Source organism: Klebsiella sp. K5-306 (genome assembly GCF_051835185.1).
Lineage (GTDB): Bacteria > Pseudomonadota > Gammaproteobacteria > Enterobacterales > Enterobacteriaceae > Klebsiella > Klebsiella oxytoca.
The window spans coordinates 24,030-45,388 of the sequence record NZ_JAIFJY010000010.1 but is presented as its reverse complement, the minus strand read 5'-3'; the positions used below and the strand labels follow the sequence as shown (position 1 = coordinate 45,388).

The 21,359-nt window shown below is 55.5% G+C and carries 21 protein-coding genes; 8 read left to right on the top strand and 13 right to left on the bottom strand.

All coding sequences use genetic code 11. The features are described from left to right. Positions 1-235: 235 nt before the first annotated feature. The 3 genes from cysB (at position 236) to acnA (ending at position 4,693) form a co-directional block, all read left to right on the top strand. Positions 236-1,210: an HTH-type transcriptional regulator CysB gene (gene cysB, locus K2184_RS16155; protein ID WP_004101390.1), complete on the top strand. Its 975-nt coding sequence runs from the start codon at positions 236-238 to the stop codon at positions 1,208-1,210. A gap of 245 nt (positions 1,211-1,455) precedes the next feature. After that, entirely contained in the window at positions 1,456-1,623 is a 168-nt protein-coding gene (locus K2184_RS16150; RefSeq protein WP_004101391.1) for a YmiA family putative membrane protein, read from the top strand. A gap of 397 nt (positions 1,624-2,020) precedes the next feature. Then, positions 2,021-4,693 carry an aconitate hydratase AcnA gene (gene acnA, locus K2184_RS16145; RefSeq protein ID WP_016808523.1) on the top strand — a complete coding sequence of 891 codons (2,673 nt, stop codon included), beginning with the start codon at positions 2,021-2,023 and terminating at the stop codon, positions 4,691-4,693. Positions 4,694-4,756: 63 nt separating this feature from the next. Here the strand turns inward: acnA and ribA are convergent, their stop codons facing one another. Continuing rightward, entirely contained in the window at positions 4,757-5,347 is a 591-nt protein-coding gene (gene ribA / locus K2184_RS16140) for a GTP cyclohydrolase II (RefSeq protein ID WP_004101393.1), read from the bottom strand. 162 nt (positions 5,348-5,509) lie between these two features. On the opposite strand from ribA, the gene pgpB reads away from it, so the two are divergent. The 5 genes from pgpB (at position 5,510) to yciH (ending at position 9,153) form a co-directional block, all read left to right on the top strand. Continuing rightward, positions 5,510-6,277 carry a phosphatidylglycerophosphatase B gene (gene pgpB / locus K2184_RS16135; protein WP_004101394.1) on the top strand — a complete coding sequence of 256 codons (768 nt, stop codon included), beginning with the start codon at positions 5,510-5,512 and terminating at the stop codon, positions 6,275-6,277. A 135-nt stretch (positions 6,278-6,412) separates the two neighbouring features. Continuing rightward, complete coding sequence (locus K2184_RS16130; RefSeq protein ID WP_004101395.1) at positions 6,413-6,721, top strand: LapA family protein; 309 nt, start codon at positions 6,413-6,415, stop codon at positions 6,719-6,721. 6 nt (positions 6,722-6,727) lie between these two features. Next, positions 6,728-7,897, top strand: coding sequence for a lipopolysaccharide assembly protein LapB (lapB, locus tag K2184_RS16125; RefSeq protein WP_163525059.1), 1,170 nt, complete (start codon positions 6,728-6,730; stop codon positions 7,895-7,897). Between the two features lie 192 nt (positions 7,898-8,089). After that, a complete protein-coding gene (pyrF, locus tag K2184_RS16120) occupies positions 8,090-8,827 on the top strand; it encodes an orotidine-5'-phosphate decarboxylase (RefSeq protein WP_163525057.1) in 738 nt (245 codons plus the stop codon). Beyond that, positions 8,827-9,153, top strand: coding sequence for a stress response translation initiation inhibitor YciH (yciH, locus tag K2184_RS16115; RefSeq protein WP_004112434.1), 327 nt, complete (start codon positions 8,827-8,829; stop codon positions 9,151-9,153). Before pyrF ends, yciH begins: the two co-directional genes overlap by 1 nt. A 96-nt stretch (positions 9,154-9,249) precedes the next feature. On the opposite strand, the gene osmB is transcribed toward yciH, so the two are convergent. From osmB to sapA, 12 genes are all read right to left on the bottom strand, one after another. Continuing rightward, complete coding sequence (gene osmB, locus K2184_RS16110; RefSeq protein ID WP_004139496.1) at positions 9,250-9,468, bottom strand: osmotically-inducible lipoprotein OsmB; 219 nt, start codon at positions 9,466-9,468, stop codon at positions 9,250-9,252. Positions 9,469-9,745: 277 nt separating this feature from the next. Beyond that, entirely contained in the window at positions 9,746-10,495 is a 750-nt protein-coding gene (gene yciT / locus K2184_RS16105) for a DNA-binding transcriptional regulator YciT (protein WP_064372495.1), read from the bottom strand. 72 nt (positions 10,496-10,567) lie between these two features. Continuing rightward, a complete protein-coding gene (locus K2184_RS16100) occupies positions 10,568-10,750 on the bottom strand; it encodes a YciZ family protein (RefSeq protein WP_004101405.1) in 183 nt (60 codons plus the stop codon). A 177-nt stretch (positions 10,751-10,927) separates the two neighbouring features. Then, on the bottom strand, positions 10,928-12,862 hold the full coding sequence (locus K2184_RS16095) for an exoribonuclease II (RefSeq protein WP_016808529.1): 1,935 nt from the start codon (positions 12,860-12,862) through the stop codon (positions 10,928-10,930). A gap of 81 nt (positions 12,863-12,943) precedes the next feature. Further along, a complete protein-coding gene (locus K2184_RS16090) occupies positions 12,944-14,092 on the bottom strand; it encodes a carboxymuconolactone decarboxylase family protein (protein ID WP_115239653.1) in 1,149 nt (382 codons plus the stop codon). Positions 14,093-14,275: 183 nt separating this feature from the next. Further along, positions 14,276-15,064: an enoyl-ACP reductase FabI gene (gene fabI, locus K2184_RS16085; RefSeq protein WP_004101419.1), complete on the bottom strand. Its 789-nt coding sequence runs from the start codon at positions 15,062-15,064 to the stop codon at positions 14,276-14,278. A 210-nt stretch (positions 15,065-15,274) separates the two neighbouring features. Then, complete coding sequence (locus K2184_RS16080) at positions 15,275-15,817, bottom strand: HutD/Ves family protein (protein WP_004112447.1); 543 nt, start codon at positions 15,815-15,817, stop codon at positions 15,275-15,277. An 18-nt stretch (positions 15,818-15,835) separates the two neighbouring features. After that, positions 15,836-16,645 (bottom strand): putrescine export ABC transporter ATP-binding protein SapF, encoded by an 810-nt coding sequence (gene sapF / locus K2184_RS16075; RefSeq protein ID WP_004101423.1) that lies wholly within the window; start codon positions 16,643-16,645, stop codon positions 15,836-15,838. A gap of 1 nt (position 16,646) precedes the next feature. After that, positions 16,647-17,639, bottom strand: coding sequence for a putrescine export ABC transporter ATP-binding protein SapD (sapD, locus tag K2184_RS16070; RefSeq protein WP_004101425.1), 993 nt, complete (start codon positions 17,637-17,639; stop codon positions 16,647-16,649). Further along, positions 17,639-18,529 (bottom strand): putrescine export ABC transporter permease SapC, encoded by an 891-nt coding sequence (gene sapC, locus K2184_RS16065; RefSeq protein ID WP_004101427.1) that lies wholly within the window; start codon positions 18,527-18,529, stop codon positions 17,639-17,641. Before sapC ends, sapD begins: the two co-directional genes overlap by 1 nt. Beyond that, a complete protein-coding gene (gene sapB, locus K2184_RS16060) occupies positions 18,516-19,481 on the bottom strand; it encodes a putrescine export ABC transporter permease SapB (RefSeq protein WP_004101442.1) in 966 nt (321 codons plus the stop codon). Before sapB ends, sapC begins: the two co-directional genes overlap by 14 nt. After that, on the bottom strand, positions 19,478-21,121 hold the full coding sequence (gene sapA, locus K2184_RS16055; protein ID WP_163525054.1) for an ABC transporter substrate-binding protein SapA: 1,644 nt from the start codon (positions 21,119-21,121) through the stop codon (positions 19,478-19,480). Before sapA ends, sapB begins: the two co-directional genes overlap by 4 nt. Positions 21,122-21,359 lie beyond the last annotated feature (238 nt).

The following is a 21,359-nucleotide window of genomic DNA, read 5'->3' as shown; positions in this document are numbered from 1 at the left end:
TGTCTTATTATTTTTTGTTAGTATCTATACATAGTAGATATAAATGATATAGTGGTTATAGCTAATCTCTTTTTTATTATCAAATCGTCTTATACATCATCGTCTTCAGGATACGTTGTGGCGTCTAAATGGCGAGTCGCAGAGAGGCAGAGCCAGACTGGATTGCCAGCCGGATCGTCGCCTGAACGTAAAATGTATTAAGCGGGTTCATTTTACGCGCTATCGGATATCAGCCATGAAACTACAGCAGCTCCGCTATATCGTTGAGGTTGTTAACCATAATCTGAACGTCTCCTCTACTGCCGAAGGTCTGTATACCTCACAGCCGGGCATCAGCAAGCAGGTTCGCATGCTGGAAGATGAGCTGGGAATTCAGATTTTCGCCCGCAGCGGCAAACATCTGACCCAGGTTACTCCTGCGGGCCAGGAGATCATCCGCATCGCTCGCGAAGTACTGTCGAAGGTGGATGCGATTAAATCGGTGGCCGGAGAGCACACCTGGCCTGACAAAGGTTCGCTGTACGTGGCGACCACGCATACCCAGGCGCGCTATGCGCTGCCGGGGGTTATCAAAGGTTTTATCGAACGCTATCCCCGCGTCTCGCTGCACATGCATCAGGGCTCGCCAACGCAAATCGCCGAGGCGGTGTCGAAAGGTAATGCCGACTTCGCTATCGCTACGGAAGCGCTTCATCTCTATGATGATTTGGTCATGCTGCCGTGCTATCACTGGAACCGTTCCGTGGTCGTGACGCCTGAACATCCGCTGGCGTCGCGAGAGTCGGTATCGATTGAAGAGCTGGCGCAGTACCCATTGGTGACCTACACCTTCGGTTTCACCGGTCGTTCTGAACTGGATACCGCCTTTAATCGCGCCGGTTTAACCCCGCGCATCGTGTTTACCGCGACTGACGCCGATGTGATTAAAACCTATGTCCGCCTGGGACTTGGGGTAGGGGTAATAGCCAGTATGGCGGTCGACCCGGTTTCCGATCCGGACCTGGTCAAGCTGGACGCCAACGATATATTCAGCCACAGCACCACCAAAATAGGCTTCCGGCGCAGCACCTTCTTACGAAGCTATATGTATGATTTTATTCAACGATTTGCACCGCATCTGACCCGAGACGTGGTCGATACCGCGGTCGCTCTGCGCTCAAATGAAGATATTGAGGCCATGTTCAAAGATATTAAGTTACCGGAAAAATAACCGCAGAAAAAATGATGGCATCCTCACGGGGATGCCAAAACCTATAATGACCTGAATTTGAATATCTAAACGTTGTCTGAATCACAATTTTCGTTAACTCCTCATACCAGATTTGCAAATATACCTGTCGCGATCAAAATAATGATTAAAGATATCTGCCGGGAAGCGAATTCGCTGGATTAATAGCGCATCCATAATTAAGATTTATCTGTGGTTAGCAATTCTTAGCGATTGGTGGTGAAAAAATGATTAGTGATATCGATTATATGAAGTTTACGATGTCACAGGAACGTGACAAGACTGAGATAGATCCGGTTTTGAGAAGTAAGGCCTGGAGCGCCGTTATCCTTGGGCTTGCGATGTTCTGGAGCGTCATTGCTCTGGTTATCTGCAACGTTTGGTTTCTAAGCTAGAGCACCTGCCAGTCAAAATGGTTGTGTCAGTTTTATGACAAGTGAAATATTGAGAATAATTTCCATCTGATAAAAATAGCGGCAATAAGGAGGATATAATCTTTCTCTTTTTAGATTCGCTCAATAAATTTTCTCTATTGGACTAATCGGCAAAATAATGACGATTAGTCCTTCTTTGTACTCGCGTACTAATACACCTTGGTTGTTGAAGTAAACGCACCTTCTTCAATGCTTCTCAATATTACCACCCTCTATTATTCAAATTTCCTGTCTTAATCCGCTTAACCTATTTTAGCAATTTGAGTTGTTATCAAAGTGTTACATCAAAGATGTGTTATCTTTAATAATGACCCTGAGGAGGATCAGGGGATGCTATCCCTAAGGTAAAGGAGGAGCTATGTCGTCAACCCTACGAGCAGCCAGCAAGGATACGCTTCAGGTTAAAGATAAAACCTGGCATTACTACAGCTTACCGCTGGCCGCCAAAGAACTGGGCGATCTCTCGCGCTTGCCCAAATCACTTAAAGTGCTACTGGAAAACCTGCTGCGCTGGCAGGACGGTGATTCCGTCACCGCCGAAGATATTCATGCCCTTGCCGGATGGCTGCAGCATGCCCATGCCGACCGGGAAATTGCCTACCGTCCAGCGCGCGTTCTGATGCAGGACTTCACCGGTGTTCCCGCCGTCGTCGATCTGGCGGCGATGCGCGAAGCGGTAAAACGCCTGGGAGGCGACACCGCCAAAGTGAACCCGCTTTCTCCTGTCGACCTGGTCATTGACCATTCGGTTACGGTAGACCGTTTCGGTGATGATGATGCCTTTGAAGAAAACGTCCGGCTTGAGATGGAGCGTAACCATGAGCGCTATGTCTTCTTACGCTGGGGACAACAGGCTTTCAGCCGCTTCAGCGTGGTGCCGCCGGGCACCGGAATTTGCCACCAGGTTAACCTGGAATATCTCGGTCGGGCGGTATGGGGCGAACAGCAAAACGGCGAGTGGGTAGCCTTCCCGGACACGCTGGTCGGTACCGATTCACATACCACAATGATTAACGGTTTAGGCGTACTCGGCTGGGGCGTGGGCGGTATCGAAGCGGAAGCCGCCATGCTTGGACAGCCGGTATCCATGCTGATACCGGACGTTGTCGGCTTTAAGCTGACCGGCAAGCTACGTGAAGGCATCACCGCGACGGACCTGGTCCTGACGGTCACTCAGATGCTGCGTAAACATGGCGTAGTAGGTAAGTTTGTTGAATTCTACGGCGATGGCCTCGATTCCCTGCCGCTGGCGGACCGTGCGACTATCGCTAATATGTCGCCGGAGTATGGCGCAACCTGCGGCTTCTTCCCGATTGATGCGGTCACGCTTGACTATATGCGCCTGACCGGGCGCAGTGAAGAGCAGGTGGCGCTGGTGGAAGCCTATGCGAAAGCCCAGGGGATGTGGCGTCAGCCCGGAGATGAACCGGTCTTCACCAGTACGCTGGCGCTGGATATGGGTAGCGTCGAAGCCAGTCTGGCAGGGCCGAAGCGTCCCCAGGATCGCGTGGCTCTCGGCGATGTGCCTCATGCCTTTGCTGCCAGCACCGAACTGGAGGTGAACCACGCGCAGAAAGATAAGCGACCAATCGACTATACCTTAAACGGGCAGCAGTACTCGCTACCGGACGGGGCGGTGGTGATTGCCGCGATCACCTCCTGTACGAATACTTCCAACCCCAGCGTGCTAATGGCCGCTGGCTTGCTGGCGAGGAAAGCTGTCGAGCTGGGCCTCAAACCGCAGCCGTGGGTTAAAGCATCGCTGGCGCCGGGATCGAAGGTGGTTTCCGACTATCTGGCCCATGCAAAGCTGACGCCCTATCTGGATGAGCTGGGATTTAACCTGGTCGGTTACGGCTGTACCACCTGTATCGGTAACTCTGGGCCGCTGCCGGATCCCATTGAGCGGGCAATCAAGCAGGGCGATCTGACCGTCGGGGCCGTGCTTTCCGGCAACCGCAACTTTGAAGGACGTATTCATCCGCTGGTAAAAACTAACTGGCTGGCTTCACCGCCGCTGGTGGTCGCCTACGCTCTGGCGGGTAATATGAATCTTGACCTGACGCGTGAACCATTAGGGACCGGTAAAGAGGGTCAGCCGGTGTATCTGAAAGATATCTGGCCGAGCGGCAGCGAAGTGGCCCAGGCGGTTGAGCAGGTCTCAACGGAGATGTTCCGCAAAGAGTACGCTGAAGTATTTGAAGGGACCGCCGAGTGGAAGGCGATTAAAGTGGATCGCTCTGATACCTACGACTGGCAGGATGATTCGACCTATATTCGTCTGTCGCCCTTCTTTGATGAAATGGGCGTTGAACCTGAACCGGTGGAGGATATTCATGGCGCGCGCATTCTGGCCATGCTGGGCGACTCGGTTACCACCGACCACATCTCACCGGCGGGCAGCATTAAAGCCGACAGTCCTGCGGGGCGTTATCTGCAGAATCACGGCGTCGAACGCATCGACTTTAACTCCTACGGCTCACGTCGCGGCAACCATGAGGTGATGATGCGCGGCACCTTTGCCAACATCCGTATACGTAACGAAATGGTGCCCGGCGTGGAAGGGGGAATGACCCGCCATCTTCCGGATAGCCAGCCTATTGCTATCTACGATGCTGCAATGCTCTATAAAGCGGAGGGCACGCCGCTGGCGGTCATTGCCGGCAAAGAGTACGGTTCCGGCTCCAGCCGCGACTGGGCGGCTAAAGGCCCGCGTTTGCTGGGCGTCAGGGTGGTGATTGCCGAGTCATTCGAGCGTATCCACCGCTCCAACCTGATTGGTATGGGGATTCTGCCGCTGGAGTTTCCGCAAGGGGTAACGCGCAAAACGCTGGGGCTGAACGGCGAGGAGCGGATTGATATCAGCAACCTGCAGGCTCTACAGCCAGGTATGACGGTACCGGTCAAGCTCACCCGCGCGGACGGTAGTCAGGAGGTCATTGAGTGCCGCTGCCGTATCGATACCGCGACTGAGCTGACCTACTATCAGAACGACGGTATTTTGCACTATGTGATCCGCAATATGCTCTAAACCTGCGTCTGATATAAAAAGGGCCAGCATATGCTCTGGCCCTTTTCTTATTAATGCGGCGGATTATTTACTCAGCAGGTGGCCCATTTTCGCCGCCTTGGTATCGAGATAGTGGGCATTTTTCGGGTTGCGGCCCACGATCAGCGGCACGCGTTCGACAATGTTGATTCCGGCTTCGGTAAGGATCTCAACCTTCTTCGGATTGTTGGTCAACAGACGCACCTGTTCAACGTTGAGCAGCTTAAACATATCCGCGCACAGGGTAAAATCACGCTCATCGGCGGCAAAGCCCAGCTGATGATTAGCCTCGACGGTGTCATAGCCTTGATCCTGTAAAGCGTAAGCGCGAATTTTATTCAGCAGGCCGATATTGCGCCCTTCCTGCCGGTGATACAGCAGGATACCGCGCCCCTCTTCGGCAATATGCGACAGCGCCGCTTCCAGCTGAAATCCGCAATCACAGCGCAGGCTAAAAAGGGCATCGCCCGTGAGACACTCAGAGTGTACGCGGGCCAGCACCGGGGATTGCCCCGAAATATCGCCGAAAACCAGCGCGACGTGATCCTGCCCGGTTGCCAGTTCTTCAAAACCCACCATGAGAAAATCGCCCCATGGGGTTGGCAGTTTGGCTTCTGCCACACGTTTAAGCTGCATGTGATTCTCCAGATTCTATCAGCACCTGACTGTGCTTCTGTTTGCCGCTATTTTGCCACAACGGCGCGACGTTCTCCTAATTGCGTACGGTTACCTGCGCGCAAAGCGCACAAACGAACTACTTTCCGTTATGATATTGAGGTCAAAGAATAAGGAGATGAAATGCTGTTGATTGCCAGACGAACCGCCGTTGGCGCGGCCCTGCTATTGATTATGCCTGCTGTGGTGTGGATTTCCGGCTGGAAATGGCATCCGGAACTGTCGGCAGGCATGATGAAGCTGCTGTACTGGGTGACCGAGACGGTGACGCAACCCTGGGGCATCATCACGCACGTTATTTTATGCGCCTGGTTCCTGTGGTGCCTGCGATTTCGTCTGCGCGCCGCGGTAGTCCTGTTCCTGATTCTGGGCGCCGCGATCCTGCTGGGCCAGGGTATGAAGTCGTGGATTAAAGACCGCGTTCAGGAGCCTCGCCCCTTTGTCATCTGGCTGGAACAGGCCCGGCAGGTGCCGGTCACCCAATTCTACACCTTGAAACGCAAAGAACGCGCTAAACTGGTGCATGAGCAGCTGGCCCAGGAGCAGCAAATTCCGCACTTTTTGCGTAAGCACTGGCAAAAAGAGACCGGCTTCGCTTTCCCTTCTGGTCACACCATGTTTGCTGCCAGCTGGGCGCTGCTTGGCGTAGGTCTGCTGTGGCCCCGGCGTCGTTGGGTAACCATGGCGCTGCTGCTGACGTGGGCCGTAGCGGTGATGGGGAGCCGCCTGGCGCTGGGCATGCACTGGCCGCAGGACCTGATCGTCGCGACGCTCATTTCCTGGCTGCTGGTGACCCTGGCGACCTGGCTTGCCCAGCGGTTCTGCGGTCCGCTATCGCCGCCGGGTGAAGAGGCGCAGGATATTAAAAAAAGGGCGGCAGCGCCGGAATAGTGTTGATATTGCCAGCTTCAGGCCGCATATCCTGTACTGGCGTCATGCATTTCCATTTCACCGCTGCGGCGAAAATGATACTTTATAGGGCTGAACGCGGGATTCTTACGCGCAACCCACATAACGGGAAGTCATGTGAAATATTTTCTAATTTTCTTATTGGTGTTAGCAATCTTCGTCATTTCAGTGACGCTGGGAGCGCAGAATGACCAGGTGGTCACGTTCAACTATTTGCTCGCGCAGGGTGAATTCCGTATCTCAACGCTGCTGGCCGTGCTTTTTGCTGCCGGTTTTGCCATCGGTTGGTTGATTTGCGGCCTTTTCTGGCTGCGCGTCCGCGTCTCTCTGGCGCGTGCCGAGCGCAAAATTAAGCGTCTGGAGCATCAGATTGCGCCAGCCGGCGCTGCGCCCGCTGAAGCCGGTGTTCCTGCGGTGAAGGAATAATCATTTATGCTGGAGTTGTTGTTTCTGCTTTTGCCCGTTGCCGCAGCATATGGCTGGTATATGGGGCGCAGAAGTGCACAACAGTCCAAACAGGACGATGCGAGCCGTCTGTCGCGTGACTACGTTACAGGGGTTAACTTCCTGCTGAGCAATCAGCAGGATAAAGCCGTCGATCTGTTCCTCGATATGCTGAAAGAGGATACCGGCACCGTCGAAGCCCACCTTACGCTGGGCAATCTGTTTCGCTCGCGCGGCGAAGTTGACCGCGCTATCCGCATTCACCAGAGCTTAATGGAAAGCGCCTCGTTAACTTACGATCAGCGCCTGCTGGCGGTTCAGCAGCTGGGGCGCGATTATATGGCAGCCGGGCTGTATGACCGGGCGGAGGGGATGTTTAAACAGCTGGTGGATGAAACGGATTTTCGCCTTGGTGCATTACAGCAGCTGCTGCAGATTTATCAGTCAACCAGCGACTGGCAGTCGGCGATTGAAGTGGCGGAACGCCTGGTTAAGCTCGGTAAAGAGAAGCACCGCGGCGAAATCGCCAACTTCTGGTGCGAGCTGGCGCTGCAGCAAATGGTGGGCAATGACCTGGATAAGGCCATGGCGCTACTGAAAAAAGGCGCCGCTGCGGACAAGAACAGCGCTCGCGTCTCCATCATGATGGGCCGGGTGTGGATGGAGAAGGGCGACTACGCCAAAGCCGTCGAGAGCCTGGAGCGGGTAATTGAGCAAGACAAAGAACTGGTCGGTGAAACCCTGGAGATGCTGCAAACCTGTTACCAGCAGCTGGGGAAAATCGACGAGTGGGAAGCGTTTTTACGCCGCTGCGCGGATGAAAACACCGGGGCGACGGCCGACCTCATGCTGGCACAAATCCTTGAGCAGCGAGAAGGAATTGAGTCCGCGCAAAACTATGTGACGCGCCAGCTGGAGCGCCACCCGACGATGCGCGTATTCCATAAACTGATCGATTACCATATTAATGAAGCCGAAGAGGGGCGGGCGAAGCAGAGCCTGGGTGTTCTGCGCCAGATGGTGGGCGAACAGGTCCGTAGCAAGCCGCGTTACCGCTGTCAAAAATGTGGTTTCACCGCGCATACGCTGTACTGGCACTGCCCGTCGTGCCGCTCGTGGTCCACCATTAAGCCAATTCGCGGCCTGGATGGGCAGTAAATTTAAAAAAACGCGCGCTTTAGTTACAACATACTAATAGATTTATCTTCATCATCTCCTCCGGCTACGGTAGCCGAATCGTCCGGCAGACAGGGAAATGCAGCCTGTTATTTTTGCCTTATCGCAGGTAGAATGCTGCCCGTTTACCTTTTTTGCGCCGAACCGGCGCTCATCAACAATTAAGGTCCGGTCATGACGTCTACTGCTACATCTTCTTCCCACGTTGTCACATCTTCTCCCGTCGTCGTTGCTCTTGATTATGATAACCGTGATAAAGCGCTGGCGTTTGTCGACCGTATCGACCCGCGCGACTGTCGCCTGAAGGTGGGTAAAGAGATGTTTACTCTACTGGGGCCGCAGTTTGTTCGCGACCTGCATCAGCGCGGTTTCGAGGTCTTTCTCGATCTAAAATTTCACGATATTCCGAATACCACCGCCCGCGCGGTCGCCGCAGCGGCTGAGCTCGGCGTCTGGATGGTCAACGTTCACGCTTCCGGGGGGGCGCGTATGATGACCGCCGCACGTGAAGCCTTGCAACCTTTCGGCAAAGACGCCCCGCTGTTAATTGCCGTCACCGTGCTAACCAGCATGGAAGCCAGCGATCTACAGGATCTGGGGATTACGCTTTCTCCAGCCGACTACGCCGCGAAGCTGGCGGAGCTGACCCAGCGCTGCGGTCTGGATGGCGTGGTCTGCTCGGCGCAGGAAGCGGTTCGCTTTAAACAAGAACGGGGCCAGGCGTTCAGGCTGGTGACGCCGGGCATTCGTCCACAAGGCAGCGACGCCGGCGACCAGCGGCGAATTATGACGCCGGAGCAGGCGCAGGCAGCTGGCGTGGATTATATGGTCATTGGTCGCCCGGTCACTCAGTCTGCCGATCCTGCCGCTACGCTGCGCAGCATCAACGCATCGTTGAATAAGGAGGCATGATGAGCGATTCCAATAGCCGACTGGTGTACTCAACGGACAGCGGTCGTATTGATGAACCTAAACCGGTACAAGCGCGCCCGAAAGGGGACGGTATCGTGCGCATCCAGCGGCAGACAAGCGGTCGTAAGGGTAAGGGCGTCTGCCTGATTAGTGGGATTGATGAAAATGATGAAGCGCTGGCTAAACTTGCCGCCGAGCTGAAAAAGAAATGCGGCTGCGGTGGGTCGGTAAAGGACGGTGTGATTGAGATTCAGGGCGATAAGCGCGAGCTGCTAAAAACGCTTCTTGAAGCCAAAGGAATGAAGGTTAAGCTGGCTGGCGGTTAATCAATAATAAGGCCACGATAATTATCGTGGCCTGCAATTTTTTGCTGGTGTACTGGTCAGCTAATATAAACTTTAATTTAATTGCTTGCGTTTAAATTATTTACCTACCTGGTGGCCAATAATACCGCCGACTGCCGCGCCGCCCAGGGTACCCAGGGTGCTGCCATCGGTAAGCACCGCGCCACCGAGCGCACCGGCGCCTGCGCCGATAGCGGTATTACGATCGCGTTTAGACCAGTTCGAACAAGCGCTCAGAGACATTGCAACAGTGACGGCCAGAACCACAGCGGCCATTTTTTTGTTCATTGAAGTCATCATTTTTTTTCTCCTGAATAATCTATTCATGGATACAACTTCCCTTAAGCATAGCTTGTTACGCCAGCTCGGGGAGTATTCCATGAAGCTTTAGTTGTGCAGGTGTTGCTCTATTCACGCAGGTGATAGTTACTTCCTGTTATATCGCTAACATTAATTCTACTTTCAATAAATTTTTCAGGCAGGTAAAAAGTCTGAATTCAGCGGTCAGATAAGTCTCAGACGAGAGCTATGCCGGGTACGGCCCGGCATACTGAAGGCAAAGCAGGGAGAACGATCAGGGATGGTTGACGATATTTACGGTTAAGCCGCACTGCGTTAACTGGTTATGCACGGCATCGTTTAGATTGTCATCGGTAATAATGCGGTTGAATCGGCCGATCGGCCCGAGCGGATATGGGTGCACAACGTTGAACTTCGAGCTATCGCTCAGCACAATCGCCTCACAGCCCTTTTCAAGCACCGCGTTCACCACATCGGCGCGCATCATATCTCGTCCGGTAAATCCGGTTTCGGCCTGCCAGCCGTCGATGCCGATAAAGGCCTTGCTGAAGTGAACCTGCTGAATAAACTGCCGCGTGAGAGGACCAACCATGCTTTCGCTGCGCTTCTGGTAGATTCCACCCAGTAGGATCACTTCTCCGGGCGTCTCTTTCAGTAGGTGAGCGATATAGCTGCTGACGGTGATGATAGTGATATCGCCGCGCTCGGCGAGCGTACGGGCGAGCAGGGCGTTGCAGCTGCCGTTTTCGATAAATACCGTTTCCCCGGTGGAGACGAGCGTAGCGGCCCGCGCAGCCAGCTCTCGCTTAATGGCGAAATGGGTCATCATGCGAGTTTCCACATCTTCGCTGTCCAGCGGAACGGCGAAGCCGTGGGTACGTCGCAGGTAGCTCTGCTTTTCTAATGAGTTTAAATCCTGGCGAATGGTGACTTCAGAGACACCGGTCATTTTCGCGAGATCGGCCACGCTCATACGGCCTTTATCGATGACCATTTGCAAAATACTTTGTTGTCGGGCGTTCATAGCAACTTCGCAGTTAAGGGCTGTTTGGGCGAGCGATCGGGCCAGGATGCCCGATTGCGGCGGTGTAGATTATCAAATTTCCCACGGGGCCTTAGGCTGGCCGGGTTTGTTTTCCTGTTCGTCGTTCGAAAGCGCCTGGAGTTCAGCTTTCAGAATTTCGAGGTTATGGATCGCGGAGTGATAATCCCCGGCAACCAGAATATCCAGCACGGTATCGATACGTTGGGCGAGCAGGCGAGCATTCAGATCTGACATGGCGTTATCCTGGTTACAAATGTGAATAAAATCAATGATGCTAAAAACGGATGAAAAAGAGAAGCGAAATAAACGCACAACTTTACTCATCGACGATAATTAGCGGACAACGCGCGGAACACCTACGGGAAGGGCTAAAACGCGGCTCCGGGTAAGGGAGCCGCATTGAACAGTCTATCAGGCGGCAGGGCGCGCAATCACGCTACGGGTTTCCATGCGGACTTCGGCAATCGTGACATCGATAACATCCGTCACCTTATATACGACCTCGCCTTTAATTTGCACGGTACCGCTTTCCTGGCTGCAAACCAGCTCATCGCGTACGGCGTGGAGGAATGGGGCCGGGATAAAGGCAACCGCGCCGTTATCAACCAGTCGAACACGCATACCGCCGCGGCTGACATCGATAATTTCAGCAGCAAAGCGAGTATTAGTGCCGGCCTGCGGCTTCAGATAGCGGGCGTACAGCCAGTCGCCGACGTCGCGCTCCGCCATGCGGTTGAGGCGGCGACGTTCCGCCATTTGCACCGCAACGTCATCCTGCGGACGAGAGATGGTTTCCCCTTTGATAATCGCTTTCAGCAGACGATGGTTGATCATATCGCCGTACTTACGGATTGGGGAGGTCCAGGTTGCATAGGCTTCCAGACCCAGGCCAAAGTGCGGGCCCGGCTCGGTGCTGATTTCGGCAAAGGACTGGAAACGGCGAATACGGCTGTCGAGGAAACCGGACGGCTGCGCGTCCAGTTCGCGACGCAGTTTGCAGAAGCCCTCCAGCGTCAGTACTTCCACCGGATCAACGTGAACATCGTGGGTTTTCAGCAAGGCCGCGAGCTGCTCGGTATTGGCCGGATCGAATCCGGTATGGACGTTATACACGCCGAAACCGAGCTTATCGCGCAGCACGCGGGCGGCGCAGATGTTGGCGGCAATCATCGACTCTTCAACGATGCGATTAGCGATACGACGCGGTTCGGCAACGATATCCAGCACTTCGCCTTTTTCGCCCAGCACAAAGCGATAATCCGGACGGTCCTTGAACACCAGCGCGTGGTTTTTGCGCCATTCGCTACGGCGCAGGCAGGCATCGTGCAGCAGGTTAATTTGCTGCGCGATTATCTCGCTCTCCGGCTGCCAGCCGCCGTTATTTTCCAGCCAGTCGGACACATCATCGTAGGCCAGCTTCGCTTTCGATTCGATGGTCGCCGCGAAGAACTGAATATCGTCTTCGATGGCCCCGTCAGCAGCCAGGATCATACGGCAGGCCAGAACCGGACGAACTTCGTTGGGGCGCAGGGAGCAGAGGTCATCAGAGAGTTCGCGCGGCAGCATCGGAATGTTGAAGCCCGGTAGATAGTTGGTAAAGGCGCGAATTTTTGCCGTATTGTCCAGCTTGCTGCCTTCGGCAATCCAGGCGGTTGGATCGGCGATGGCGACAGTCAGGTGCAGCTTACCGTCAGCGGCCAGCTCGGCGTACAGCGCATCGTCCATATCTTCGGTGCTGGCGCTGTCGATGGTCACGAAAGTCAGCGCCGTTAAATCGCGGCGTTCCAGACCCTCATCAAGCATCTCGGTCGCTACCCCATCCGGCGCTTCTTTTTCCAGATTATGGCGCGCCAGGGTGACCCACCATGGTGCGAAATGATCGTCGCCGAAGGTAATGTACTGGGTGAGCTCAGCGTAGAAACCGCGGTCACCTTTCAGCGGATGACGGCGCATTTCGGCAACGGCCCAGTCACCCTCTTTAAAATCATGCTCTACGCCGCGAGCAGCGCGGCAGGGGATGGCATCTTTCAGCAGCGGATGGTCAGGAACGATGGAAAGACGGTCGTCTTTCTTATGAACTTTGCCGACAAAACGCGTCAGGAACGGCTCAACCAGTTCTTCCGGCTCAGCGCTTTCGCGTTCTTTTTCAGTATTGACCACGGCAATAATACGATCGCCATGCATGACTTTTTTCATTTGCGGCGGCGGAATGAAATAGCTTTTCTGAGAGTCGACTTCGAGGAAGCCAAACCCTTTTTCCGTCCCTTTAACGACCCCTTCAACGCGCGGAGTCTGGGAATGCAGTTGCTGTTTAAGCTGCGCTAGCAGCGGGTTGTCCTGAAACATAATTTCTTATTTTCGTGGCTAAAAGAGCGGCTGACATTTTTACGCGAATATGCCTGCCGCAGCAAGCGCTGTTTCAGCATTTTACGTCTGCTGACATCCATTGCCGAGGGCGATTTTCAGACGATTCATCCAACCGCATAGCCCGCACCAGGCGAGAAGATCGATGGCGGCGGTGCGGGAAAGCCCGCATTCCGTCAATGGGCTTAGGTGGGCGGCGCTAAAACGGTCAGGGGAGCGGGTTAAAAGCTGTACGGACTGTAAAAGCCGGTGCTCGATGACATGCTCTTCTCTGCGCGACTGCGCATCAGGAACGATAACGCGTAAAGCATCGGCAAAATCCGGACATCGCGAGGCCCAGGCGTTGAAGCAGCTGATGCTGCCGTTAATCCGCGCAGCGATCAGCGCCACCTGAGCGGCGAACGGCGGCTGATCGCTGAGGTGGCTCAGGAGCAGTTCCTGCAGATCCAGCGGCGGTTCCTGGGTCGCCAGCAGCGGTGCCAGTTCAAACAGGCCGGGATACTTTTGCCATTTTGCCAGCAGCGACTGACGCTCATCATCGGCATAGCGTAAATCTGAGTCGTCGAGTCCGGGCCGCCAGTCGCTCTCTCGGGCAACGAAAAGCGCCTCTGGCGCATCTTCCTGCTGCGGCATCCCGGGGATCCAGCGCACCGGGTAACCCAGCGCGGCGTGAAAGGCGGCGATAGCGCGCGCCTGGAAGCCGATAAAGCCAATAATCTGATTGATAAGAATAATGTCGCGACTGGTCAGGCCGACTTCGTCAAGCTGGCTGCGGGAGAGCGCGTTGATCAGTGAAGGAGAGCTCGCCAGCTGGCGGGCGTATTGGGTAATTTGCGCCAGGCGTCGATTGCTTTCACGCGAGGAGTCCGGGCCGGGAAGCGGCGCCAGGCGGGCTGCGTAGTGATTGCATAGCCGCTGAACGCCATAAACCTGGGCGACGGTCAGCGCCGTGCTAAGCCGGTCATAGGCGCTAAATGTCTGTAGACGATTTACGCTCACAGAAGCGGGGAACAGGGCATCAGCCAGCCGTCTGGCGGGGGCCAGCCAGCACGCATGCGCCTTAAGCAGATCTTCAGGTAGCGTGAGATCGAGGAGAAAACGATCTTCGACATGGGCGGCTTCAGGGACGAGCGGCAATACATCCACCGGGCAGATTGTTGACTGGGTCTCATGATACCAGTGGTTTTTGCCGTAAACGCGGCGTTGCTCCATGGGCGTTCCTTGTTCGGTATGTGGCAAACCGCCGTTTCGCGGTCATGCTATGCGGAACTATCCTGGCTTAACCCTGGTGCAGGAGAAAATATTGATACGTGCTAACAAATAGCGGATTGGAATAACAGAAGGGTAAATATGCAGAAAAGACCCCTCCTCACGGACGCGAGGAGGGTGAACAACTTATTTGATTTCCAGCTCGTTCATGGCGGCGATGTTGAAGCCGCCGTCAACGTGAACGACTTCGCCGGAGATGCCGGCAGACAGGTCGGAGCACAGGAATGCTGCGCTGTTACCCACGTCTTCAGTGGTGACGGTGCGACGGATCGGAGTGACCGCTTCGCAGTGCGCCAGCATTTTACGGAAATCTTTGATACCGGAAGCCGCCAGGGTACGGATTGGACCGGCAGAGATGGCGTTAACGCGCACGCCTTCCGGACCCATGGCGTTAGCCATGTAGCGGACGTTAGCTTCGAGGGAGGCTTTCGCCAGACCCATCACGTTGTAGTTCGGGATGGCGCGCTCTGCGCCCAGGTAGGAGAGCGTCAGCAGGGCGGAGCCCGGGTTCAGCATACCGCGGCAGGCTTTCGCCATCGCCACAAAGCTGTAGGCGCTGATATCGTGAGCGATTTTGAAACCGTCGCGGGTAACCGCATTAACGTAGTCGCCGTCCAGCTGATCTGCCGGAGCATAGCCGATAGAGTGTACGAAACCGTCAAACTTAGGCCATACTTTTGCCAGCTCGGTGAACAGAGACTCGATGCTCTCGTCTTCCGCCACATCGCACGGCAGGACAATGTTAGAACCCAGCGCGGCGGCAAATTCTTCCACACGACCTTTCAGTTTTTCGTTCTGATAGGTGAACGCCAGTTCAGCCCCTTCACGGTGCATTGCTTGCGCGATGCCCCAGGCGATGGACAGTTTGCTGGCAAGGCCAGTCAACAGAATGCGCTTACCGGAAAGAAAACCCATAGCTTTTAATCCTTATCGTTATTGCGTATTTTTACTTTAACAATCATCTGGTTAGCGTTGTTATTTCAAAATAACTCAAATTTAGCCGGGAATTATATCCCACTGACGACCCCTTGTGTCACGATATTTTTCTGCCATTTGCCACGGTCTGGCGCGCTTTGGCTACCGTGCGTACAAGAGTATACCATCTGATATTGCGGCGATCTGGGGTTAGCGGCGCTCGATTTCCGCCAGTAAAAGCCGGGCGTCCTCAGAGTGCGGGATCAGCTCGCCAGGCGGTTGATTCTGCCACCAGATCCCCGAGCCGGCCTGGTAAATCGTATCCGCCATCCGCCAGTGGCCCCGCAGAACCCATGCGATACCCTCCGCGCCGGGCCGCCGCGGCTCAGCGACGACGCTTACCCGCGAGGCGGCACGCGCGCGCTGGGTCATAATATTGAAATCGAGACCGCGTCCGCTAATGCCTTCGCTGGCAAGAGGCCATTCGCCGGCAAAAGCCCATGGCTGCCAGAGCATCAGGCGCTGAGCAATATTGTCGCCCCGTAGCCACAGCGGCTGGCCCTCAAGAAGGGTGATGACCCGGTCAACGCCGGGAAAAGGAGAAAACGGGCCATCCTTTTCCAGCGTAGCGATACTGGCGCGCCAGAGAAACGGCGCATCTGGCGAGGCAACGCTGACAATTTCACGCGTTTCCCCACCGCCGTTTTTCCACGGCGTGACCGGCAGGGTAGAAAACTGAACCGGAACAATCATCGCAATTTTCGCCTCGGATTATTTACCGTCTTTACGCCAGGCATCGGCGGTCAGCGCCTCGCCGAAATGGCCGGCAATCAGACGTTTTGTCAGATCGTGCAGCGGAGAGGCCAGTACGTCGGCGGTGCTGCCGCGTTCGACCACTTCACCCTGGTGCATCACCAGCACCTGATCGCTGATGTGCTTCATCATGCCCAAATGCTGGGTAACGTAAATGTAGGAGATACCCTGTTTTTCCTGCAGCTCCAGCATCAGGTTAATCAGTTGAGAGCGCATTGACATATCCAGCGACGCCAGCGCTTCATCGCAGACGATCACTTTCGGGCGCAGGATTAGCGCCCGCGCCAGGCCCAGACGCTGTTTTTGGCCCGGTGCCAGCATATGCGGATAATAGCTGACGTGGTCCGGCAGCAGACCAACCATGCGTAACGTTTCGATAATCTGCTTCTGCCGCGCCTCGGGTTCGAGGTCGGTATTGAGACGCAGAGGGAAATCGAGGATTTGCGAAATTCGCTGCCGTGGATTGAGCGAGGTCGACGGATCCTGAAAAATCATGCGAATCTTCTGGCTGCGGAAAGAGAAATCTCCAAACGCCAGCGGATGGTCATCAATCAGCAGTTCGCCTGTGCTGGGTTCGACCATCCCGGCTAGCATTTTCGCCAGCGTCGATTTGCCGGAGCCGTTTTCGCCGATAATCGCCAGAGTCTGGCGCTCGCGCAGGGTAAAGCTTAACGGCTTAACCGCCTCTACCGTTTGCCGGTGAAACCAGCCGGTGCGGTAGCGAAAGGTCTTACTCAGATTGCGTACTTCAAGCAATGTTTCGACCATTTCACTCTTTCTCCATGTTCAGCGGGAAGTGACAGGCATAGAGGTGGTTGCGCGCGCCCACCAGCCGGGGCGTTTCAATACATTCACGCTGGGCGTAAGGGCAGCGCGGCCCGAGCCGGCAGCCGATAGGCAGCTGTTCGAGCAGCGGAATAGCGCCCGGCAAGGTATTGAGCCGACTTTTGTGCGGCATGGCGCTGCCGAAATCGGGAATCGCCCGAATCAGCGCCTGGGTATAGGGATGATGAGGAATCGTCACCAGCTCCTCGCTCGGCGCGGTTTCCACCGTCTGCCCGCAGTACATGACGTTAATTTTGTCCGCCCATTTACTGAGCATCTGCATATCGTGACTGATCAACAAAATCGTGGTGTTGTTGTTTTGGTTCAGCCGCGTCAGCAGGCGGATGATTTGCGCCTGTGTTGTCGGCTCCATGGCGTTAGTCGGTTCATCGGCGATCAGCAGCCGCGGCTGGTTAGCCAGTGCGATGGCGATCATGACCTTCTGACACTCACCATCCGTCAGCTCGTAGGGGAAGCTGCGCATCGCATCTTTATGGTCTTTAATCCCCACGCGGTGCAAGAGCTCAATGGCGCGCCGCTTGCGCCAGCCAAAACGTTGCCACCAGCGGCCTTTAAAGGTCCAGCCGGGGATATTCTGCGTGAGTTGTTCGCCGATACGTTCGGAAGGATCGAGACAGGATTGCGGCTCCTGAAAAATCATCGAGACGTTGTGGCCCACCAGTTTACGCCGTTCGCGCACTGAGAGACGCAGCAGATCGATATCGTCGAAACGCATACGGTCGGCGGTCACCCGCCAGTTGTCTTTGGTGACGCCGCAAATCGCTTTGGCAATTAAGCTTTTACCCGAGCCGGATTCTCCGACCAGGCCGCGAATTTCCCCCTCAGCGAGGGTCAGGCTGACGCGATCGACGGCTTTCACCCAACCTTCGTTGGTTTTGAATTCAATGGTTAAATTTCGGATATCGAGTAACGGCATTATTCCACCCCGGCGATAATTGCGCGGCGGATCCCGTCGCCCAGCAGGTTAACCAGCAGGACGCTAATCATAATGGCCGCGCCCGGCAGCATCACCGTCCACGGCGCAACGTAAATCAGCTCCAGCGCGTCGCCGAGCATCGCTCCCCACTCCGGGGAAGGTAGCTGAGCGCCGAGGTCGAGGAAACCCAGCGCGGCGATATCCAGAATCGCCATCGATAGCGCTCGGGTGATCTCCGTAACCAGCCCAGAGGTAATATTTGGCAGTACCGCGAACCATAAAATATTCAGGGTTGACGCTCCGTCAAGGCGGGCGGCGATAACATACTCTTTTTCCAGCTCGTCGTGCACCATGCTGTAAACCGAGCGTACCATGCGCGGCAGAAGCGCCAGCCAGACGGCGAACATCGCGTGGCTGAGGTGAGGTCCGGCGAAGGCGACCACGATGATGGCCAGCAGCAGTGACGGGATCGACAGCAGGGTATCGAGAATATGGTTCATTACCGCCGAGCGCAGGCCGTGGGTCGCACCGGCAATCACGCCAAGCACCAGACCCAGTAGGGTAGCGCCCAGCGTCACCACAAACGCGCCGCCGACCGTTGGCGCCGCGCCGCTCAGCAGGCGGCTAAGAACGTCGCGGCCCAGATCGTCGGTACCAAGAAAGAACGAGACTTCGCCGTAGCGCGACCATGACGGCGGCAGCAGTTGATAGCCAAGGAACTGCTGATCGATACCGTAAGGCGCGAACCAGCTGCCGAAAACGCACAGTAGCACCAGCGCCGCGCAGCCGTACAGGCCGATCATAGCGGTAGTATCGCCATAGAATTTTCGCCAAACGGTGCGCAGCGCACCCGGCGGGCGCTTCTCCAGATAGACGCTATCGTAGGGCATACCATTCCTTATGTTTCAGTGGGTTAGCCATAGCCCCCAAAATATCGGATATCACGTTCACAATAATCACCAGCGCGCCGATGACCATCACGCCCGCTGAGATTGCGGCGTAGTCCTGTTGGCGAATGGCGTTAATGAGCCAGCGGCCCAGTCCCGGCCAGCTAAAGACCATTTCGGTAATCATCGCCAGCGTTAGCATGGTGGAAAACTGCAGACCCAGGCGCGGGATCACCGGCGGCAGGGCGTTATGCAGTACGTGACGGTGTAAAATCGTCCGCCGCGATACGCCACGGGTGGCCGCAGCTTTGACATAGTTGGTGTCGTACACTTCGCTGGTGCTGATGCGCATCAGACGGATCACTTCCGTTGTCGGCGCCACTGCGAGGGTCAGCACCGGCAGCACCATATGGCGCGCCGCGCTGACGATCATTTCATGACGCCACGGCGAATCGGAAAGCCACGCGTCGATCAGCGCAAAGCCGGTGACCGATTTCACTTCGTACAGCAGGTCGAAGCGCCCGGAGACCGGGAACCAGCCCAGGGTGAGGGAGAAAAACAGGGTCAACAGCAACGCCAGCCAGAATACGGGGATCGAGAAGCCCAGCAGCGCCAGGGCGCTAATCAGGGTATCTTGCCATTTGTTGCGCATAATCCCCGCCAGCATGCCGACGGGGATTCCGATTACCAGCGCGAAGCCGAAGGCGAGGATACACAGCTCCATCGTGGCAGGGAATACCTCTTTAAGCTGCTCGGAGATTGGCTGCCCGTTGATGCTGGAGACGCCAAAATCCCAGTGCAGCACGCCCTCAAACCAGAACCACCAGGCGTTCCACAGCGAGGCGCCCTGCAGCGGCGCGTGAGGCGTAAAATAGCTCAGGCTAAAACCGACAAACGTCAGCAGAAAGAGCGTAATCAGCAGCAGCAGCAGGCGACGCAGGGTAAAAATAATCATGGTTTTTGCACCTCGTCTTCTTTTTCCCGCGAGACCCCGGCAAAAGAGGCGTTGCCAAACGGACTCAGCACCAGGCCTTTCATGTCGTAACGATAGGCCTGAAGACGCAGGGAGGAAGCCAGCGGCAGTACCGGCAGTTCATCAGCAAGAATGCGTTGGGCCTCTTTATAAGCTTCAATGCGCGAAGCCAGCTGCTGGGATGTCAGCGCTTTTTGCAGCACGTCGTCGAATTCACGATGACACCAGTGAGCATAGTTGGTTTGTGAGGCAATCGCCGCGCAGCTCAATAGCGGACGGAAGAAGCTGTCCGGATCGTTACTGTCCGTTGCCCAGCCGGAAAGCGTCAGATCATGACTCATATCCATTAATCTGGCTTCCTGAAAACGCCCTTCGACCGGCACAATGATCACCTTCACGCCAATTTGCGCCATATCCGCCTGGATAAGCTCGGCGGTTTTCAGGGGGCTGGGGTTCCAGGCCTGCGAACTGGTCGGGACCCATAGTTTAAGCGTCAGCTGTTCCAGCCCCAGCGCTTTAAGCCTGGCGCGAGCTTCCGCAGGATTATATTCGGTGATTCTGGCGTCGTTATCATAGGCCCAAGAGGCGCGAGGCAGCATTGAAGCTGCGGTTTCCGCCGTTCCGTAATAGATTGACTGCATCAGACGCTGATTATTGATGGCCAACGCCAGCGCGTGACGGACCTCCGGATTATCGAGCGGCGGCTTAGCGGTATTGAACGCCAGCCAGGCGATGTTCATTCCCGGGCGCAGGGTCAGGCGAAGGCGCGGGTCGTCGCGCAGAATAGAGAGCTGGCTCGCAGCCGGCCAGGCCAGCACATCACACTCGCCGGTCAGCAGTTTTGACAGTCGTCCGGTACCGCCGGAGCCCAGATCGACCACCACCTGCGGCATCAGCGGTTTACCTCGCCAGTAGGCCGGGTGGCGCTGCAGACGAATATATTGCCCGCTGCGGTATTCCTCAAGCTGGAACGGGCCGGTGCCAACAGGTTGACGATCGATCAGCTCCTGACGATCGCTCTGGGCCAGCTTTGCGGCATACTCCGCCGACATCACCGAGGCGTAGTGGGTAGCCAGGTGCCACAGGAAGGAAGCATCCGGTCGTTTGAGGCGAAATTCAACGGTGTGGTTATCCAGCTTACGCACGCTTTCGACGCTGTCGGCGAACTGTAAGCTATCGAAATAGGGGAAGCTGCTGCCGTTCACGTTGTGCCACGGATGGTCGCGGTTAAAAATCCGGCCAAAGGTAAAAATCACGTCGTCAGCGTTGAAATTGCGGGTCGGCTTAAACCAGGTGGTGGTCTGGAACGGCACGTTGTTTCGCAGGTGGAAGCGGTAGGTGGCGCCGTTATCCAGCACCTCCCAGCTTTCTGCCAGTTCCGGGACCAGGCGGTAGGTATAGGGGTCAACATCAAGCAGTCGGTCGTACAGCTGGGCGGCAAGAGTATCGACAATCAGACCGCTGCTGACCTTTTGTGGGTTGAAGGTGTTAACCTGGCCGCTTACGCAATAAACAAAACCGCTATCGCGAATATCCGTGTTAGCAGGCAGGGCGGGCGCGGCAAAAGCTTGCCCGTACAGCATAGACACCGCTGCCAGGAGAGAAGACAATTTCAGGCGCATAGTTTCTTATTGATTATAGAGCAAGGCTCTATCTTATTAATATTAAATAACATTTACCACCACCTTATTGCTTATGGAGATAATGTAAGCGATGGTTGCGTCGGTTATTTGACCAACTAATTCAAATTCATACCGCTTATTAACTTCGAGTATACCTCTTAATTCACCCTGCGTTTGGCAACAGGCGAAGAGACGGGAAGCGCAAATATGAATTTCATCGATTCAAATGCAGAACGGC

What these genes read in the sequence shown, in the direction of transcription:
- cysB (WP_004101390.1), top strand. Translation starts at nt 236, where the DNA reads ATGAAACTACAGCAGCTCCGCTATATCGTTGAGGTTGTTAACCATAAT.
- K2184_RS16150 (WP_004101391.1), top strand. Translation starts at nt 1,456, where the DNA reads ATGATTAGTGATATCGATTATATGAAGTTTACGATGTCACAGGAACGT.
- acnA (WP_016808523.1), top strand. Translation starts at nt 2,021, where the DNA reads ATGTCGTCAACCCTACGAGCAGCCAGCAAGGATACGCTTCAGGTTAAA.
- ribA (WP_004101393.1), bottom strand. Translation starts at nt 5,347, where the DNA reads ATGCAGCTTAAACGTGTGGCAGAAGCCAAACTGCCAACCCCATGGGGC.
- pgpB (WP_004101394.1), top strand. Translation starts at nt 5,510, where the DNA reads ATGCTGTTGATTGCCAGACGAACCGCCGTTGGCGCGGCCCTGCTATTG.
- lapB (WP_163525059.1), top strand. Translation starts at nt 6,728, where the DNA reads ATGCTGGAGTTGTTGTTTCTGCTTTTGCCCGTTGCCGCAGCATATGGC.
- pyrF (WP_163525057.1), top strand. Translation starts at nt 8,090, where the DNA reads ATGACGTCTACTGCTACATCTTCTTCCCACGTTGTCACATCTTCTCCC.
- yciH (WP_004112434.1), top strand. Translation starts at nt 8,827, where the DNA reads ATGAGCGATTCCAATAGCCGACTGGTGTACTCAACGGACAGCGGTCGT.
- osmB (WP_004139496.1), bottom strand. Translation starts at nt 9,468, where the DNA reads ATGACTTCAATGAACAAAAAAATGGCCGCTGTGGTTCTGGCCGTCACT.
- yciT (WP_064372495.1), bottom strand. Translation starts at nt 10,495, where the DNA reads ATGAACGCCCGACAACAAAGTATTTTGCAAATGGTCATCGATAAAGGC.
- K2184_RS16100 (WP_004101405.1), bottom strand. Translation starts at nt 10,750, where the DNA reads ATGTCAGATCTGAATGCTCGCCTGCTCGCCCAACGTATCGATACCGTG.
- K2184_RS16095 (WP_016808529.1), bottom strand. Translation starts at nt 12,862, where the DNA reads ATGTTTCAGGACAACCCGCTGCTAGCGCAGCTTAAACAGCAACTGCAT.
- K2184_RS16090 (WP_115239653.1), bottom strand. Translation starts at nt 14,092, where the DNA reads ATGGAGCAACGCCGCGTTTACGGCAAAAACCACTGGTATCATGAGACC.
- fabI (WP_004101419.1), bottom strand. Translation starts at nt 15,064, where the DNA reads ATGGGTTTTCTTTCCGGTAAGCGCATTCTGTTGACTGGCCTTGCCAGC.
- K2184_RS16080 (WP_004112447.1), bottom strand. Translation starts at nt 15,817, where the DNA reads ATGATTGTTCCGGTTCAGTTTTCTACCCTGCCGGTCACGCCGTGGAAA.
- sapF (WP_004101423.1), bottom strand. Translation starts at nt 16,645, where the DNA reads ATGGTCGAAACATTGCTTGAAGTACGCAATCTGAGTAAGACCTTTCGC.
- sapD (WP_004101425.1), bottom strand. Translation starts at nt 17,639, where the DNA reads ATGCCGTTACTCGATATCCGAAATTTAACCATTGAATTCAAAACCAAC.
- sapC (WP_004101427.1), bottom strand. Translation starts at nt 18,529, where the DNA reads ATGCCCTACGATAGCGTCTATCTGGAGAAGCGCCCGCCGGGTGCGCTG.
- sapB (WP_004101442.1), bottom strand. Translation starts at nt 19,481, where the DNA reads ATGATTATTTTTACCCTGCGTCGCCTGCTGCTGCTGCTGATTACGCTC.
- sapA (WP_163525054.1), bottom strand. Translation starts at nt 21,121, where the DNA reads ATGCGCCTGAAATTGTCTTCTCTCCTGGCAGCGGTGTCTATGCTGTAC.